Raw genomic sequence first — 17,359 nt, forward strand, 5'->3', positions numbered from 1 at the left:
CCGTCTCTCGCGGACCCGCTCTCTTGAGCACGATCCTACATCCGACCGGGCCGTTTCGGAAAGCACCGGACGGGATCCGGCCCCCCGGGACGCGAACACGAAAAAGCCCGAAGCGATTTCGCTTCGGGCTTATCGTCGAACGGTCGATGGCGGGGGCCGGGACAAGCGCCCCCGCGCGGGTCGATGACCTCAGTAGTAGAACCGGCGCGGGCCGTAGAAGCGACGCGGGCCGTAGAACGGACGGCGGTAGTACGGGCGACGGTAGAACGGGCGCGGACCGTAGAAGCGGCGACCGTAATAGGGGCGCGGGCCCCAGCCGCGGCGATAATAGTACTGCGCCTTCTCAGCGGTCGCGGGCACAGCCTCGGTCACCAGCGCGGCCGAGGGACCGACCGGGGCGGCCGAGGCGCCCTGCGGAGCGACCGCGGCGAGGCCCAGGACCATCAGCGCGGCGATGAGGAGTTTCTTGAGCAAGTGGGCATTCCCTCTGCGGCAAACGCGAACGGCCACGCCGAAGCCGGCGTGCCGCGGGAGCGAGAACGCATGAGAGGTCGAAACGGTTTCACGCCAAGCGGTCGAATCGAAAAGGCGGATCAGGCGATCTTCGTGGTCATGTCGACGATGGACGCCTCGCCGCTGATCTTCACCAGCGCGATCCCGCGCTCGCAATCCTCGCGGCGCATGTACCCTTCACCGGAATCGGCAATCACGTTGCCGTTCTGGACGCGCAGGCGCCAGCGCCACTGTCCACCCGCATCGCGATAGAGTTCGTAGCGCATCCCGCTTGCCTCCTGTCGGGCCGCGCTTCGAACGAGCACGGCGCGGGATAGAACGCATCCCGCGCCGAAAGGATCGCTTCAGATTGCCGAGTGATCAGGAACGCGGCGCACGGTCGAGCCAGCCGATGGCGCGACCGCCCTCGCTGCCGGAGCGCGCGGGGCGACCATCGTTCGGACGGCCGCCCTGGGGGCGCGCGCCTTGCGGGCGGGCCCCCTGCGGACGGCCTTCGCCGGCGCGCTCGGGGCGGCGCTGATCCTGCCGCTGGCCGTCGGGACGCGGGGCGCCGGAGCGCTGGTCCTGACGGTGGCCCGGCTGACCACCGGGACGGCCGCCGCGCGCCTCGTGGGCGCGCGGCTCGCCGCGGCCCTCGCCACCCTGGCCGCGACCGCCGCCCGGACGACCCTGGCGATGGCCGGGGCGACCCTGCGGCTGGCGCGGCGGACGGCGTGCCTCCTCGGCGGCGGTGTCCTGCGCTTCCTGGCGGCTCGGCGGCACGAAGCCCTCGGGGAAGCCGGCGACCGGCACCTTCTGGCGCGTGGTGCGCTCGATGTCACGGAGGTATGCGCGCTCCTCGTCGTTGCAGAACGAGATCGCCTGACCTTCCGCTCCGGCACGGGCCGTGCGGCCGATGCGGTGGACGTAGCTCTCCGGCACGTTCGGCAGGTCGTAGTTCACGACGTGGGTGACACCCTCGACGTCGATGCCGCGGGCGGCGATGTCGGTCGCGACCAGCACGCGGCAGGAGCCGTCGCGGAAGGCGGCGAGCGCCCGCTCACGCTGCGGCTGGCTCTTGTTGCCGTGGATGGCGGCGCCGACGATGCCGGCCTTGTCGAGGCCGCGCACGACCCGATCCGCACCGTGCTTGGTGCGGGTGAAGACGAGCACGCGCTCGATCTTCGGATCGCGCAGGACGTGGTTGAGCAGGGCCTGCTTCGCGCCGGTGTGGCAGAAGATGACCTGCTGATCCACCCGCTCGGCGGTGGTCGCCACGGGTGTGACCGCCACCTGAACCGGGTTGGACAGGTACTGGTCGGCGAGGCCGGCGATGTTCTTCGGCATCGTCGCCGAGAAGAACAGGCTCTGGCGGCGCGCCGGCAGCATCTTCACGATCCGCTTGAGCGCGTGGATGAAGCCGAGGTCGAGCATCTGGTCGGCCTCGTCGAGGACGAGGATCTCGACGCCCTCCAGCGTCAGCGCCCGGCGATCGACGAGGTCGATGAGCCGGCCCGGCGTGGCGACGAGGATATCGACGCCCGGCGCGATCGCCCGCTCCTGGCGGCTGATGTTCACGCCGCCGAACACGACGGTGTTGGTGTAGGGCAGGTGCCGGCCATAATCGGAGAAGCTCTCGGCGATCTGGCTCGCCAGCTCGCGGGTCGGAGAGAGCACGAGCACGCGGCAACCGCGGCGCGGCGCGCGGCGGTTCTCGAGCGACAGGCGGTGGAGGATCGGCAGGGCGAAGGCGGCGGTCTTGCCGGTGCCGGTCTGGGCGATGCCGCAGAGGTCGCGGCCCTCCATCGCCGGCGGAACCGCCTGCGACTGGATCGGGGTCGGCGTGACGTAGCCGGCTTCTTCCAGCGCGCGGAGCACGGGCTGAGCGAGGCCGAAATCAGTGAATTGGGTCAAGTCGGTACTTTCAGGCAGCGGAACCTGCGATCCGGCGCAGCGCGCTCGGAGAAACGAGGAGGTCCGTCGGTGCGGAAGGCTGCCCGCGTGATGGGGCGGCCTGGGGTGCATGCACGTTGAAGAGAGGGGCCGGGGCGCGACCTCGAAAGGCGCGAACCGTCACGCAGCCCCCTCAAGCGACCCCGTGTGGCCGCTGACGCTGCAGGTGCGATATGCGACGTTGCACCTGCGAAGTCAATGCAAAGGACGCAGCGAAAGGCGCGCTGAAGGTCGGGCCGACGCTCGTGTTCGAGGCAGCAGGCATGAACGGCCGATGCAAGACGATCAAGGTTCGACGCGTATGCCATCACGGATGGCAGCAAAACGTGATGCAAGCGACGATTCGTGATTCCGTCCCCGGATACCGTCCTCCGATTCACGAAAGACGAAATTACAACAAAGATCAGGAAGACGACCTTGGCCGTAGTTGCCAGTACACATCAAAAATCAATAACGCTCTTGTGATGGCGAAAAGGATGTCGTGCCAGGGAACATCATCAATCCTACGTCAGATGTTCGATCGGCGGCTTGAAACCGCTCGGGCAGGAGACGCGCAATGGCCACGATTACGGGAACGAACGTAGACAATGTTCTGACCGGCACGCCAGATGACGACATCATTCTCGGTCTTCTCGGGAATGATGTCATTACCGATCCGGGTGGCTTCAACCGGATCGATGGTCAGGACGGAAACGACACCATTACCGGTGGTGCCGACCTCGATTACATTGCCGGCGGGCCCGGCAACGACACGATCTTCGGTGGTGCCGGCTTCGATCAGATCATCGGCGAGGCCGGCAACGACACGATCTACGGTCAGGACGGCGACGATTACGCGGCCGGCAATCCCGGTGATGACGCCCTCTACGGCGGACTCGGAAACGACTTCCTGGTCGGTGAGGCCGGCGTCGATCTCGTCTTCGGTGACGAGGGCAACGACTTCGTCGCGGGCGGCGATGACAATGATACCGTCAGGGGCGGCGACGGCGACGACCTCGTCGACGGCGACCTCGGCAACGATGCCCTGTTCGGCGACGCCGGCAACGACGTGGTCTTCGGCGACTACGGCGACGACAGGATGTCGGGCGGTTCGGGGGCCAACACCCTCGACGGCGCGCTCGGCACCGACACGGCCGTCTTCGCCTTCAACTTCCTCGACGCCGATGTCACGTCAGCCGGCACCCTCTCCACGATCGGCGGCCAGGACTCGACGGACACGGTCAAGAACACGGAAGTGTTCGAGTTCGCCGACCGCTCCATTCTGCAGGCCGACGGCAATGCCCTCGTCGATGACCTGTTCTACCTGAGCCAGTACGCCGACGTCTTCAGCAACGGCAACGACGCCGAGCAGCATTTTCGCGATTACGGCTGGAGGGAAGGCCGCGACCCGAACGCGTTCTTCGACACGAAGGGTTACCTCGCCGCCTATACCGACGTGGCGGCGGCCGGCATCGACCCGCTCCAGCACTACCTGACCTACGGCTGGAAGGAGGGCCGCGATCCTTCCGCGCAGTTCGGCACCAACCAGTATTTGGCGGCTTACGGAGACGTGGCGGCGGCCGGGATCAATCCGTTGCAGCATTACCTCGAATATGGCGCGGTCGAAGGGCGTTTGCCCTTCGGCGACGGCACCTTCGCCTGAGGAAACCGACACGCTGGAAACCGAGCGATCCGGCGGGGCACGGCCGGATCGTCATCGACAGCAACGCCCCGGCACGCACCGCGCCGGGGTTTTAACGTGCGAGGTCGTCATCCCTCGTCGAAACAACTCATTCGGAACACCTCGATCCCCGCGCCGTCGATCACCCGGACCGCTTCCGCGGAAGCGCCGGAGCGCTGCGGAACCCGGGCGCGTGCGAACAGGCGCCGCGCCCGCTCCTCCGCCCCCTCCTGACTCGACGTCCGCACGGAGATCCGTTGCTGAACGCCGCCGGGCGCGTCGGCCTCCTCGGGGCCGAGCACCTCGATGTGATAGGTCTCTCGCACGTCGTGTCGTATCCTCAGCTCTCCGCGCAGGGCTTACCCGAAGATCGGGCCGCCCGCAGGCTGTCGAAAGGCCTTGAACAAGCGGGACTCGGTGACATGGGGGTTTCCGCGTCCCGGCCTTGCCGAATTCCCCTCAATGCCGGATGTGGTGTCTTCATTTGCGGGTACGCGCATAGGCGAGGACATCCATGACCGCATCGCCCTTCGTCACGGTGGAGTGGCTGCACCAGCGCCTCAGCGCGCCGGACATCGTTGTCCTGGACGCGTCTTGGTACCTGCCGGCGCAGGGGCGCGATGCCGAAGCCGAATATCAGGCGGCCCATATCCCAGGTGCGATCCGCTTCGATCTCGACGCGATGAGCGATACCGATTCTTCCCTTCCCCACATGCTGCCGCGGCCCGAGGTGTTCTCCTCGAAGATGCGCGCGCTCGGCGTCGGCGACGGGGCACAGGTCGTCGTCTATGACGGGATGGGCCTGTTCTCGGCGCCGCGTGTGCGCTGGATGCTTCAGACCTTCGGCATGCGTGACGTCAAGATCCTGGAGGGCGGGATGCCGGCCTGGGTCGCGGCGGGCTATCCGACCGAGGACGGCGAGGGCCGCCCCCGCGACCGGCGCCATTTTACCGCGCGGCTCGACAACGGCGCCGTGGCGGATGCGGGCGACATCGCCCGCGCGCTCGGCAATGGCTCGGCCCAGGTGGTCGATGCCCGCTCCGGCCCGCGCTTCCGCGGCGAGGAAGCGGAGCCGCGCCCCGGCGTGCGCCCCGGCCATATGCCCGGTGCCCGGAACCTGCACTACGCTGCGCTCCAGGCGAATGGCCGCCTTCGGGACGAGGCCTCGCTGCGCGCGGCGATCGCCGAGGCCGGGGTCGATCTCGACCGCCCCGTCATCACCACCTGCGGCTCGGGCGTCACTGCGGCGATCGTCGCCCTGGCCCTAGAGACCTTGGGCAAGGAGCCGCGGGCGCTCTACGACGGCTCCTGGTCGGAATGGGGTGCCGACCCTGCGCGGCCCGTCGCGACCGGTCCCGCCTGAAGGATCGGGCCGCTCCCTCTTTCGCGCCGTGCATTGCGGGGATGCTGGCCGGCGAGAGGACGACACAGCGTTAAAGGGCGGTTAAGAGGACGGGCATAAGCGTGGCCCAAGCCTGTTGCCGGAGACCCGAACAGGGGGCCGTGCGGCAAACCGTGCGGCCCGTCTCGAAGGCTCGGAGGATACGGCTTGGGCAGGGGCCCCGAACGCTGGCAGCTCTACCGCCTGCTTGGTCACGAGATCGTCCGCGCGGTTCGCGAGCGGACGGCCCGGCTCACGGCGCGGCCCGAGATCCTCACCCGCGCGCGGGTGACCGCTCTCGTGATCGCCCCGCACGATCTGCGCACGAGCGACGCCTCGCTCGCCGACGACATCTATTCCGGCCTGTTCGTCTTCGCCGGCCGCTCGCTGATTGTGAGCGGGCGCTCCCCCTTCGACTACGATCCGCCCTCTCCGGAATGGGCGGACGCGCTCTACGGCTTCGGCTGGCTGCGCCATCTGCGCGCCGCTGATACGGCACTCGCGCGCGCCAATGCCCGCGCCTTCGTCTCGGATTTCATGAACGGCCGGGGCGAGGCCGCCCGCGCCAGCCCGGTGCCGGTGGCGTCCCGGCGGTTGATCTCGTTCCTATGCCAGTCGCCGCTGGTGCTGGAGGGCGCCGACCACGCCTTCTACCAAGCCTTCCTCAAGGCGGTGGGCAAGGGCGCGCGGGAGCTGGAACGCTCGCTGCGCCGCTCGGCGCCACCGCAATCGCGTCTGCTCGCCGCCGTGGCGCTGACCTATGCCGGGCTCTGCTGCGAGGGCATCGAACCGATCCTGCGACGCGCGACCCGCATCCTCGTGCGCGAACTCGACACGCAGATCCTGCCCGATGGCGGCCACCGCTCCCGCGATCCGCGCTTCGCCATGGAGCTGCTGCTCGATCTGCTGCCGCTGCGCCAGAGCTTCCTCAGCCGGAGCGTTGATCCGCCCGAAGCCCTGCTTCGCGCGGTCGACCGGATGCTGCCGGCTTTGCGCCTGCTGCGCCACGGCGATGCCTCGCTCAGCCACTTCAACGGCATGGGCGTGACGGCGGCCGACCATCTCGCCACGCTGCTGGTCTATGACGGGTCCGGCACCGAGCCGCTGATGTACGCCTCCCATTCCGGCTATGCCCGGATGGAAACGGGCCGCGTCGTCATGGTCTGCGATGTCGGCGCGCCGCCGCCGATGGACCAGTCGCGCGAGGCCGCCGCCGGGTGCCTCTCCTTCGAGTTGACGAGCGGCGCGCAGCGCATCGTCGTCAATTGCGGTGCGCCCGCCGGCGGCGGCGAGCTGCGCCGGGCCGCGCGCAGCACCGCCGCGCACTCGACCGCGACGGTCGCCGACACGTCCTCCTGCCGCTTCCTCGACGAGCCGGAGGATTGGTGGATCGGCCGGCTCGCCGCCCGCTGGTTGCTGGCGCGCCGGGGGCCCGTCGTGATGCGCGGCCCCGGCCCCGTCGCAGTCGAGCGGCGCACCGAGAACGGCGCGTCCGTCCTCGCCGCCCGCCATGACGGCTACGTCGCCGAGTTCGGCATCCTGCACGAGCGCCGCTGGCGCCTCTCGAGCGGCCCGGTGCGACTGGACGGCGAGGATGCCTTCCGGCGCGAGGGCAAGCGCGCGCGGCCCCAGCCGGTCGCGGTGCGATTCCATCTCCACACCGCCGTCGCCCCCCAGCCCCAGGAGGACGGCAGCGTGACCTTGGGCCTGTCGACCGGCGAGCGTTGGCGCTTCTCCGCGGAGGGCGCGACGCCGACGATCGAGGAAAGCATCTACTTCGCCGGCGTGGTCGGGGCACGGCGGACAGCGCAGATCGTCCTGCACCTGTCGGTGGACGAGGATGCCCTGGTGCGCTGGCGGATCGAGCAAGTCTGAAGACCGCGCCGAAGGCGGTTGAAACAGCCGGTTCCGTCATCCGACCACGGCGTCTTCAACTGGCCGCCCGCGTCGGTTCCGTGCTACCGCGCGCGCAAATTCCTCGTTTGACGACATAGGCCGTTTCCATGCCGCGCGACCAAATCCGGGTCTCCCGCGCCCTTCTCTCCGTCTCGGACAAGACCGGGCTCACCGACTTCGCCGCGGCGCTGAGCCGGCGGGGCGTCGAATTGGTCTCGACCGGCGGCACCCACCGCGCGCTGACCGAGGCGGGCCTCGCCGTGAAAGAGGTGTCCGAGCTGACCCGCTTTCCCGAGATGATGGACGGACGGGTGAAGACGCTGCATCCGGCGGTTCATGGCGGCCTTCTCGCGGTGCGCGACAACCCCGAGCACCAGGCGGCGCTCGCTGCCCACGGGATCGGCGCTATCGACCTGCTCGTGGTCAACCTCTACCCGTTCGAGGAGACGCTGAAGGCCGGCAAGGCCTATGACGACTGCGTCGAGAACATCGATGTCGGCGGCCCGGCCATGATCCGCGCGGCGGCCAAGAACCATGCCGACGTCGCCGTGGTGGTCGATGTCACGGACTACGATGCCATCCTCACCGAACTCGCCGCACAGGACGGCCAGCTCACCGCCGCCACCCGCCGCCGATTGGCGCAGAAGGCGTTCTCGCGCACCGCCTCCTACGACGCGGCCATCGCCAACTGGCTCGCCGAGGTCGAGGGGGGCGACGAGGCCCCGACCTTCAAGGCGCTCGGCGGCTCGCTCGCGCAGAGCCTGCGCTACGGCGAGAACCCGCACCAATCGGCCGCCTTCTATCGCCTGCCCGGCACGCTGCGCCCGGGCATCGCGACCGCCCGGCAGGTGCAGGGCAAGGAACTGTCCTACAACAACCTCAACGATACCGACGCCGCCTACGAATGCGTCGCGGAGTTCGATCCCGCCCGCACGTCGGCAGTGGCGATCATCAAGCACGCCAACCCGTGCGGCGTCGCGGAAGGGTCGAGCCTGCTCGAGGCCTATGAGCGAGCGCTCGCCTGCGACCCGACCTCGGCCTTCGGCGGCATCGTGGCCCTCAACCGCCCCCTCGATGCCGAGGCCGCGCGAAAGATCGTCGAGATCTTCACCGAGGTCATCATCGCGCCGGACGCCTCCGAGGAGGCGCTCGCCATCGTCGGCGCGAAGAAGAACCTGCGGCTCCTCCTTGCCGGCGGACTCGCCGATCCGCGGGCGAAGGGCGAGACCCTCCGCACCGTGGCAGGTGGCTTCCTTGTCCAGGGCCGGGATGCGCTCAGCGTGGACGACATGGCGTTGAAGGTCGTCACGAAGCGCACGCCGAGTGAGCACGAACTCGCCGACATGCGCTTCGCCTACCGGGTGGCCAAGCACGTGAAGTCGAACGCCATCGTCTACGCTAAGGACGGCGCCACGGTCGGCATCGGCGCCGGGCAGATGTCGCGGGTCGACTCCTCGATCACGGCCGCGCGCAAGGCCGCGGAAGCGGCCGCGCGCCTCGGGCTACCGGAGACCCTCGCCAAGGGCTCGGCGGTGGCGTCCGACGCCTTCTTCCCCTTCGCCGACGGACTGCTCGCCGCGGCCGAGGCCGGCGCCACCGCCGTGATCCAGCCCGGCGGCTCGATGCGCGACGACGAGGTGATCCGCGCCGCCGACGAGGCGGGCCTCGCCATGGTGTTCACCGGCGTTCGCCACTTCCGGCACTGAAACGGGCGGCGCCGGTTCCCGGCGCTTCGCTTCGGGTTTTGCCGTCAATCGTCATCGCGAGCCGGAGCCGACGCGATCCAGAGCGCTGCGCTCTCCGGATACGTCGGACAGTGCGCTAGCTCTTGGCGACAGGCTTGCGTCTCGGTGGGCTTCCCTCTCCGGCGCGGGAAGGAGATGCCGGCGGTGACGAGGGGGCCGCTCTGGGGCCAGTCGGTTCGGGCTCCGGCTTGGACTGACTCCAGAAGGCGTCGAACGCCTCCTTCATCGCCTTGACGTTCTGCTCCTGAACCTCCGCTCCGGTCTGGAGCATCTGCTGGAGCACGTCCATCGAGGCCTTCGTCGCGTCCGGCAGGGGCGCGGCCTCCGCTTTCCGACCGGTCGAGCGCAATTCGGGCCGCGGCGCCGACGGCTTTGCCGAGGGATTAGCCTGCGCGGCGGCGGTCAGTCCGTTGAGCCAATCCGTCCAGAGCGTGCCGACCGGATAGGGGGAGGGCGGGGGCTCTGCGGCCGGAGCCGGGGCGGGCGCGTTGAGAAGCAGGTGGACGATGCCGGCCACGATCATGCCGGCCATGATCGGCAGCATCTGCCGAAGAGCCTGGGCGCCGACGCCGCTCGCCGTCGAGGCCTGCTGGATCACCGCCTGCGCGATCATGGGCGAGCCGAACAGCCCCGCCAGCATGTCGGCGCCGGGCTGCGGCTGCGCCATTCCCGGCTGAGCGAGCCCGAACAAGCGCCCGAACCCCATGGGATCGGTCCCGGCGTTGCGCTGCATTCCCATGGTCAAGGCCGGCAGCAAAGCCTCCATGGCGCGGCGGGTCTGCTCCGGCGTGAGGCCGAATTGCTGCCCGAAGGCCTTCACGCTCGCGTCGCCCTGGCTCTGAAGGATGTCGAACATCGTGTACATGGCCGGGCGCCTCGCGGGAGCAGCAACGGTCCGGATGCCGAACGCTCCTGGGTCCGGTCGGAAACGCGCGGTGACAACGAGCGCGTGACGCGAAGCCCATCTTCGTTCCGGCCGCGCGCCGGCGATGGCCGTCGACACTCACGCCCGGAGGCGCGCCGGAACGGCCTCGGCCGAGAGTGTGTCGCAACCGGACGGGGCTGACCAGCGCTAAGCCAGATTCCGCGTCGATTTCCCTAGGGATAGCGGCAATCCGGCGCCGGCATCGTCACAGGGACATCCCGCTGGAGGGCGCGGCCTGGACTGCCTCGTCCGCCGTGGGCGCATCGAGGGCAGGGGCCGCCTCGATGCGCGTGCCGCGCTCGAGCCGGCCCACGGTGCGAAAGGCGAGGGCGAGACCCGCCACCCCGAAGGCGATCGAGCCGATGCCGGTCCCGGCGATCACGCCCTCCGGTCCGTACCACGCCGCTCCCACGAGGGCGGGCGGGACCGTGCCCAGGGTCGCACGGCCCCAGTTCAACAGGGTCGAGAGGAAGGGGAAGCCGAGATTGTTGAACGAGGCGTTGGCCAGGAACAGCAGCCCGTTGAAGAACCAGACCGGTCCGCTCACGAGGCAGAAGAAGCCGAACAGCTCGGCCGCAACGCCGGTGAGTTCGAAGGCGCCGGCCAGCGGGGCCCGCGCCAGAGCCAGAAGCAGCCAGACGAAGACGACGTAGAGCGCCGTTACTCCCGCACCGACCTGGAGGACGCCCCGCATCCGGTCGAAGCGGCCGGCGCCCCAGTTCTGGCCCAGGATCGGACCGATCGAGCCGGACATCGCGAACAATCCGCAGAAGGCGACGGGCGCGAGGCGCTCGATCACCACGTTGCCGGCAATCGCCGGCGGTCCGAAGCCGGAGAGAGCGTGCGTGACGAAGGCGCTGGCGACGGAGGGAGCAAGGTTCGTGAGCACCGCCGGAAGGGCGATGCGGGTCACCAGCGGCAGATCCCCGAGGATCGCATCGGGACGTGGGGCTTCGAGCAGTCGGTAGCGCCGGACGCCGGCCCAGCCGATGGCGATGAAGACGAGACGGGCCACGCAGACGGCGAGCGCGGCGCCGTCCACCCCGAGACCGAAGCCGAAGATCAGGAGTGGATCGACGAAGACAGTGACGATCGCGCCGCCCAGCGTCACGAACATCGCCTCCCGGGCCGCGCCGACCGCGCGCAGGAGCCCGGTGAACAGCATGCCCGGCCCGAGCAGGAGGTTCGACGGCAGGCTGATCCAGAGATAGCGCCGGGCGACGTCGTGGGTGTGGCCCTCCGCTCCGATGGCCGAGAGCAGCGGGTCGAGCACCGCGAGCAGGAAGGCGGCGAGCACGCCCGACGCGATCACGCCGTGGACCGTGACCGAGGTCGCGATGCGCCGCGCGCCGGCCGGGTCATGCGCGCCGATCGCCCGCGAGACCAGCGCGCCGGCAGCGATCATCACACCGATATTGATGGCGATGGCGAAGAACTGGACGATCGAGGCAAATCCGACCGCGGCCGTCAGCGCCGGATCGCCGAGCTTCGAGACGTAGAACAGCGACAGGAGGTCGACGGCGAAGATCGCCATCAGGCCGACCGAGCCGGTCGCGCTCATCACCACGACATGGCGCAGGATCGAGCCCGAGACGAAGCGCGCCCCGCCCTCGTCGCGTCCCGGCCCTTCGCCCCTGTCAGGCATTCGGCTCGGCATCCTCGGGTTCGAGCGCGCGGGCAGCGGATTCGTGCGGTTGCGGCTCGATCAGGCCGCGGGTCTCGGCGCTGAGCGCCCGCGAGGGGCTCTTCGGCGCGGTGAGAGGCTCGGGCCGCAATTCCGGCGTGCCGCGCAGCCAGCCCGACCCGTCCGGCATTGCACCGGCCTGCTGCAGCACGAGGCGGGCGACGTCGCGCTTGCGCACGTCCTCGACGCGGCGCGCGGCGGCTTCCGCCGACAGCCCCAGGCTCTCCAGGGTGGCGCGGCCGAAGCCGAGGGCGGACTCGACGGTCTCACGAAGCTGGAAATCGACGTCGCGGTTCATCAACTCGATGGCGTGCGTCCGGTCGTAGGCGCGCACATAGGTGCGCACGTTCGGGAATTCCTCGTGGACCATGTCGACGATCTTCAGCGCCGCCGGGGCGTCGTCGATGCAGATGCAGATCAGCTCCGCCTTGGCGAGGCCGGAGGCGCGCAGCACGTCGAGGCGGGTCCCGTCGCCGTAATAGATGCGGAAGCCGAAGCTCGTCGCGTTGCGGATCTGCTCGACGTCCTTGTCGATGACGGTGATATTGATGCCCTCCGCCAGAAGCACCTGCGCCAGAATCTGCCCGAAGCGGCCGAAGCCCACCACCAGCACGCGGGTATCGCCGGATTCCTGGGCCTCGCCGACATCGGAGGGCGGTTCGGCCTCCTTGGGGCGGCGGGCGATGAGCGCGTCGAGCCCCTTCGCGGCGATGGGACCGACCAGCATGGTGAGGGCGGCGAGCGCGACGCAGAAGCGGGTCACGTCCGAGGCGAGGATGTGCAGGTCGCCCGCCGCGGGCAGGATCACGAAGGCGAACTCACCGGCCGGCGCCAGCACCGCCGCGCCGCGAAGGGCGTCGAGCCAGGGCGAGCCGAACAGGCGGAACAGCGCGGCGACTAGCGCAATCTTTACCGCGATCGCCGCCATGGTCGCGGCGAGCAGCGCCAGCCAGTGGTTCGTGAGCAGGCCGCCGTCGATCGACATGCCGACGCTCATGAAGAACAGGCCGAGCAGCATGCCGCGGAACGGCTCGATGTCAGCTTCGAGCTGATGGCGGAAGTTCGATTCGGCGAGCATGACGCCGGCGAGGAAGGCGCCCATCGCCATGGAGAGGCCCGCCTTCTCCATCACCAGCGCCGTGCCGAGCACGACGAGGAGGGCGGCCGCCGTCATGACCTCGCGTCCACCCGCAGCCGCGAGAAGACGGAAGAACGGATTGAGGCCGTAGCGCCCGACGAGCACCACGCCCGCGACCGCCACCGCCGCGTGTCCGGTGGAGCGCAGGCCCTCGTCGACCCAGCCGTCCTTCGGCGTGGCGCCGGCCGAGGCCAGCAGCGGCAGCAGCGCCAGGATCGCCACCACCGAGATGTCCTGGAACAGGAGCACCGCGAAGGAGCGCCCGCCATAGGGTGAGCCGAGATCGCCGCGCTCTTCGAGCAGTTGGAGTGCCACCGCCGTCGCTGAGAGCGCGATGGCGATGCCGACGACACCCGCGGCCGCCGGCGTCAGGCCGTAGGCGAGGGCTGCTCCCGCGATGACCAGCGAGCACAGCGCCAATTGGGCGGCGCCGAGCCCGAAGATGTCGCGCCGCATCGAGACGAGCCGCGAGATCTCGAGTTCGAGCCCGACGATGAACAGCAGCAGCACGACGCCGATCTCGGCGACGCTCGCCGCCGTCTCGGGCTCGGCGATCAGCGAGAAGCCCGCCGGGCCGATCACCACGCCCGCGACGAGGTAGCCGATCACCGCGCTCTGGCCGAGCAGGCGCACGAGCGGAACGCCGATCACCGCCGCCGACAGGAAGGTCAGCACCGGCGGCAGAAAGCTGGCATGGTCCGTGGCGCTCGCCATGAAAGCCCGTTGCCTCGCTTGATCCGGAAGGGGAAGGGCTTCCCCTTAGCCCGCTCGCCCCGCCATCGCGAGAGTCATTTGCGTGTCGTTCGTCACATGCCCTGCCAGCGCGAACGGCCTGCGAACGAGCCGAAAGCGGCCCGCATGTCGGCGGCTTCCACGGGCATGGTTGCCACAGGAGCGCGGATGCAGGCCCCCTGGGTGGCGGGTGGGGGTCACGGATCGTGGCACCTGTGCTATGTAAAGGCGACGGACAGGCTCCAACCTGTCGCGGCTTTCGGGCTGGCCGCTGTTGACAGACCCGGCCACCCCTCTCCACATCCGCCGGATCATGAGCGCTGACACCATCAATCTCACCGCCGACCCGAACAGGGTCCCGCAGCCGGCCGTGACAGGCGACAAGCCGCCTCTCGAGATCCTGCTGTGCGCCCCCCGCGGCTTCTGCGCCGGCGTGGTGCGCGCCATCGACGTGGTCGAGCGGGCGCTGGCGATCTACGGAGCGCCGGTCTACGTCCGCCACGAGATCGTCCACAACAAATACGTGGTCGAGACGCTGAAGCGGAAGGGCGCCGTGTTCGTGCGCGAACTGGACGAGGTGCCCGATAGCGGCGCGCCCGTCATCTTCTCCGCCCACGGCGTCGCCAAGACGGTGCCGCAGAACGCCGACGCGCGCGGCCTCACCACCATCGACGCCACCTGTCCGCTGGTGACCAAGGTCCACCGCGAGGCCGAGATCCACCACAAGCGCGGGCGCCACGTCCTGCTCGTCGGCCATTCCGGCCATCCCGAGGTCGTCGGTACCATGGGCCAATTGCCCAAGGGCTCGATCACCCTGGTCGAGGACATCGAGCAGATCGATGCGCTGAACCCGCCGGCCGAGCAGGCTCTGGCCTGGGTGACCCAGACGACCCTGTCGATCGACGACACCAAGCACATCGTCGAGGCGCTCAAGGCCAAGTTCCCGGCGATCCACGGTCCCCACAAGGACGACATCTGCTACGCCACCACCAACCGCCAGGAAGCGGTCAAGGAAGTGGCGCCGCGGGTCGATGCGCTGATTGTGGTCGGTTCCTCCAATTCCTCGAATTCGCAGCGCCTGCGCGAGGTCGCCGAGCGGGCCGGCTGCCCGATCACCCGGCTCGTCCTGCGGGCGGAAGAGATCGATTGGGATGCCTTCAAGGACATCCGCCGCCTCGGCCTCACCGCCGGCGCCTCGGCACCGGAGGTTCTGGTGGAGGAGATCATCGATGCCTTTGCCGCGCGCTTCGACGTGACGGTGGATCAGGTCTCGGTGACCGTTGAGGATATGTCCTTCCCGCTGCCGCGCGAGCTGCGCAGCGAGGCCGCCGAGTAGGGCGGCGCTCTCGCTGGCACCTCGAGAGCCGGCCGAACGACCTCCAGGGGCGCCCATGGCGCCCCTTTCTCTTGCGCGAACCCGGCAGCACTCCCCGTGGCGGTCTACACCGACGTATCCGACGAGGCGCTGCGCGCCTTCCTCACAGAGTACGACATCGGCGAATTGCTCTCCTGCAAGGGCATCGCCGAAGGCGTTGAGAACTCGAACTTCTTCCTGCACACGAGCACGGGCAACTACATCCTCACCCTCTACGAGAAGCGGGTGAGCGAGGCGGACCTGCCGTTCTTCATCAACCTGATGGGCCATCTGGCCCGCGCCGGCCTCGCTTGCCCGCAGCCGGTGCGCAACCGCGCCGGCACCGCGCTCGGGCGCCTCTGCGGTCGGCCAGCGGCCATCGTCACCTTCCTCGACGGCGTCTCCTTGAGCCGCCCGAATGCGGAGCATTGCCGGGCGCTCGGTTCCGCTCTGGCCGGGCTCCACGCCGCGGGCCGCAATTTCCCGATGGTGCGCGAGAACAACCTGTCGGTGGGGGCGTGGCGCCCGCTCTTCGCGCAGGCCGAGGCGCAGGCCGATACAGTGGCGCCGGGGCTCGCCGCCCGCACCCGCGCCGACCTCGATATTCTGGAGGCTTCCTGGCCGCAGAATCTGCCGGGCGGCGTCATCCACGCCGACCTCTTCACCGACAACGTCTTCTTCATCGGCGACGCGGTGTCGGGCCTGATCGACTTCTATTTCGCCTGCACCGACGCCTTCGCCTACGATCTGGCGATCAGCCTCAACGCCTGGTGCTTCGACGCCGACGGCACCTTCCATCGCGAGAAGGCCGGGGCGCTGATCGCGGGCTACGATGCGGTGCGTGCGCTGGAGCCTGCGGAGATCGCGGCGCTACCGATCCTGGCCCGCGGCGCGGCTATGCGGTTCATGCTGACCCGCCTCGTGGACTGGCTCAACGTCCCGCCCGGCGCCCTGGTGCAGCCCAAGGACCCGCTGGAATACGACCGACGGCTGACCTTCCACCGCACCGCGACCGATGCGCGGGATTACGGCTGGGAAGGGTAGGCCGACGCAGAGCCCTCTCCCGCAGAGGGGAGAGGGCTTACGTTTCTCGCTCAGAGCACCTTCAGCAGCGCTTCGGCGCCCGACACCTCGGCCTTGGACGGCGTGTCCTCGACGTTGAGGATCCGCACGACGCCGTCATCGACCAGCATCGCGTAGCGCTGCGAGCGCGGGCCGAGGCCGAAGCCCGAACCGTCCATCTCCAGGCCGATCGCCTTGGCGAACTCGGCATTGCCGTCGGCCAGGAACTCGATGCCCTCGGCGCCGCTCTGCTGCTGCCACGCGTTGAGCACGAAGATGTCATTGACCGATGTCACGGCGATCGCATCGACGCCGCGGGCCAGGATCTCTTCGCGCTTGGCGACGAAGCCCGGCAGGTGGTTGCGGTGGCAGGCCGGTGTGAAGGCACCCGGCACGCCGACCAGCACGATGCGGCGCCCCTTGAACACGTCGTCGGTCGTCTTGGCCTGCGGACCCTCCGGCCCGCTCACCCGGAAGGTGACCTGGGGCAGGTGATCGCCAACCTGAATCGTCATCCGAACACTCCTCGGCAAAAGTCACGAACCGTTAGACGCGCAGCAGGCACCTGTCGAGGCACCGACATCCCGCCCACGCGTTTGGCTTATGGATCAATGGCGGCCGCCGCATTAGCATAGCCCGATGCAGAGACCCGACCCCGCGCTCAAAGACCCGGCCTATCTCGACGGCCAGTTCCTCGTGGCCATGCCGGGGATCGGCGACGAGCGTTTCGCGCGCTCGGTGATCTATCTCTGCGCCCACTCGGCGGATGGGGCGATGGGCATCATCGTCAACAAGCCGGTCGCGGATCTGAACATGCCGGATCTGCTGATCCAGCTCGACATCGCCAGCGAGGCGGATGCGATCCGCCTGCGCGAGCGAGTCGGTCATATGCCGGTGCTGATGGGCGGTCCGGTCGATGCCAAGCGCGGCTTCGTGCTGCACACCGCCGACTTTCACATCGACCAATCGACCCTGCAGATCGACGAGGGTGTCTGCCTGACGGCGACGGTGGAGATCCTGCGCGCCATTGCCGACGGGCGCGGCCCCTCGAACGCGGTGCTGGCGCTGGGCTATGCCGGCTGGCAGGCGGGCCAGCTCGAAAACGAGATTCTCGCGAACGGCTGGCTCAACTGCCCGGCCGATCCCGAGCTGATCTTCGATCCGGGGCTCGGCACCAAGTACGATCAGGTTCTCAAGGCGATCGGGATCGATCCCGCCATGCTCTCGGCCGAGGCCGGGCGGGCCTGAGGCGCGGGTTCGCCGTCATTGCGAGGCGAAGCCGTGGCAATCCAGAGCGAGACCTTTCCCGCGCGATGGCGCGCCCTGGATCATGTCGC

15 protein-coding genes are annotated in these 17,359 nt (G+C 69.2%); 7 read left to right on the plus strand and 8 right to left on the minus strand.

The genetic code is table 11. The features are described from left to right. Nucleotides 1-189: 189 nt before the first annotated feature. From MFF24_RS01630 to MFF24_RS01640, 3 genes are all read right to left on the minus strand, one after another. Complete coding sequence (locus MFF24_RS01630) at nucleotides 190-474, minus strand: hypothetical protein (protein WP_108940486.1); 285 nt, start codon at nucleotides 472-474, stop codon at nucleotides 190-192. 119 nt (nucleotides 475-593) lie between these two features. Next, nucleotides 594-779, minus strand: coding sequence for a YegP family protein (locus MFF24_RS01635; RefSeq protein WP_238221883.1), 186 nt, complete (start codon nucleotides 777-779; stop codon nucleotides 594-596). A gap of 94 nt (nucleotides 780-873) precedes the next feature. After that, the gene (locus tag MFF24_RS01640; protein ID WP_133088637.1) at nucleotides 874-2,406 is read right to left on the minus strand and encodes a DEAD/DEAH box helicase; all 1,533 of its coding nucleotides are present in this window, start codon (nucleotides 2,404-2,406) and stop codon (nucleotides 874-876) included. Between the two features lie 595 nt (nucleotides 2,407-3,001). On the opposite strand from MFF24_RS01640, the gene MFF24_RS01645 reads away from it, so the two are divergent. Continuing rightward, a complete protein-coding gene (locus MFF24_RS01645) occupies nucleotides 3,002-4,087 on the plus strand; it encodes a calcium-binding protein (protein ID WP_238221884.1) in 1,086 nt (361 codons plus the stop codon). A 107-nt stretch (nucleotides 4,088-4,194) separates the two neighbouring features. On the opposite strand, the gene MFF24_RS01650 is transcribed toward MFF24_RS01645, so the two are convergent. Beyond that, on the minus strand, nucleotides 4,195-4,431 hold the full coding sequence (locus MFF24_RS01650; RefSeq protein ID WP_238221886.1) for a hypothetical protein: 237 nt from the start codon (nucleotides 4,429-4,431) through the stop codon (nucleotides 4,195-4,197). Nucleotides 4,432-4,619: 188 nt separating this feature from the next. On the opposite strand from MFF24_RS01650, the gene sseA reads away from it, so the two are divergent. From sseA to purH, 3 genes are all read left to right on the plus strand, one after another. After that, complete coding sequence (gene sseA, locus MFF24_RS01655) at nucleotides 4,620-5,468, plus strand: 3-mercaptopyruvate sulfurtransferase (protein ID WP_108940491.1); 849 nt, start codon at nucleotides 4,620-4,622, stop codon at nucleotides 5,466-5,468. 186 nt (nucleotides 5,469-5,654) lie between these two features. Continuing rightward, nucleotides 5,655-7,361 (plus strand): heparinase II/III family protein, encoded by a 1,707-nt coding sequence (locus MFF24_RS01660; RefSeq protein ID WP_238221894.1) that lies wholly within the window; start codon nucleotides 5,655-5,657, stop codon nucleotides 7,359-7,361. A 128-nt stretch (nucleotides 7,362-7,489) separates the two neighbouring features. Beyond that, nucleotides 7,490-9,088 (plus strand): bifunctional phosphoribosylaminoimidazolecarboxamide formyltransferase/IMP cyclohydrolase, encoded by a 1,599-nt coding sequence (gene purH / locus MFF24_RS01665; RefSeq protein WP_238221896.1) that lies wholly within the window; start codon nucleotides 7,490-7,492, stop codon nucleotides 9,086-9,088. Nucleotides 9,089-9,203: 115 nt separating this feature from the next. Here purH and MFF24_RS01670 read toward each other — a convergent pair whose 3' ends face one another. The 3 genes from MFF24_RS01670 to MFF24_RS01680 form a co-directional block, all read right to left on the minus strand. Continuing rightward, the gene (locus tag MFF24_RS01670) at nucleotides 9,204-9,992 is read right to left on the minus strand and encodes a DUF937 domain-containing protein (RefSeq protein ID WP_238221898.1); all 789 of its coding nucleotides are present in this window, start codon (nucleotides 9,990-9,992) and stop codon (nucleotides 9,204-9,206) included. 265 nt (nucleotides 9,993-10,257) lie between these two features. Next, nucleotides 10,258-11,697, minus strand: a complete 1,440-nt coding sequence (locus MFF24_RS01675; RefSeq protein WP_238221900.1) for an MATE family efflux transporter — start codon at nucleotides 11,695-11,697, stop codon at nucleotides 10,258-10,260. Beyond that, nucleotides 11,690-13,588 (minus strand): monovalent cation:proton antiporter-2 (CPA2) family protein, encoded by a 1,899-nt coding sequence (locus tag MFF24_RS01680; protein WP_238221902.1) that lies wholly within the window; start codon nucleotides 13,586-13,588, stop codon nucleotides 11,690-11,692. The genes MFF24_RS01675 and MFF24_RS01680 overlap by 8 nt, the downstream gene beginning before the upstream one ends. Nucleotides 13,589-13,919: 331 nt before the next feature. On the opposite strand from MFF24_RS01680, the gene ispH reads away from it, so the two are divergent. Next, the gene (gene ispH / locus MFF24_RS01685; RefSeq protein WP_108940497.1) at nucleotides 13,920-14,942 is read left to right on the plus strand and encodes a 4-hydroxy-3-methylbut-2-enyl diphosphate reductase; all 1,023 of its coding nucleotides are present in this window, start codon (nucleotides 13,920-13,922) and stop codon (nucleotides 14,940-14,942) included. A 96-nt stretch (nucleotides 14,943-15,038) separates the two neighbouring features. Further along, entirely contained in the window at nucleotides 15,039-16,004 is a 966-nt protein-coding gene (thrB, locus tag MFF24_RS01690; protein WP_238221904.1) for a homoserine kinase, read from the plus strand. A gap of 50 nt (nucleotides 16,005-16,054) precedes the next feature. Here the strand turns inward: thrB and MFF24_RS01695 are convergent, their stop codons facing one another. Continuing rightward, entirely contained in the window at nucleotides 16,055-16,537 is a 483-nt protein-coding gene (locus MFF24_RS01695) for a peroxiredoxin (RefSeq protein ID WP_238221906.1), read from the minus strand. A 124-nt stretch (nucleotides 16,538-16,661) separates the two neighbouring features. Here MFF24_RS01695 and MFF24_RS01700 point away from each other — a divergent pair, with 124 nt between their 5' ends. After that, nucleotides 16,662-17,270, plus strand: coding sequence for a YqgE/AlgH family protein (locus MFF24_RS01700; protein WP_108940500.1), 609 nt, complete (start codon nucleotides 16,662-16,664; stop codon nucleotides 17,268-17,270). Nucleotides 17,271-17,359 lie beyond the last annotated feature (89 nt).

This window comes from Methylorubrum aminovorans, assembly GCF_022179725.1.
Taxonomy (GTDB): Bacteria; Pseudomonadota; Alphaproteobacteria; order Rhizobiales; family Beijerinckiaceae; genus Methylobacterium; species Methylobacterium aminovorans.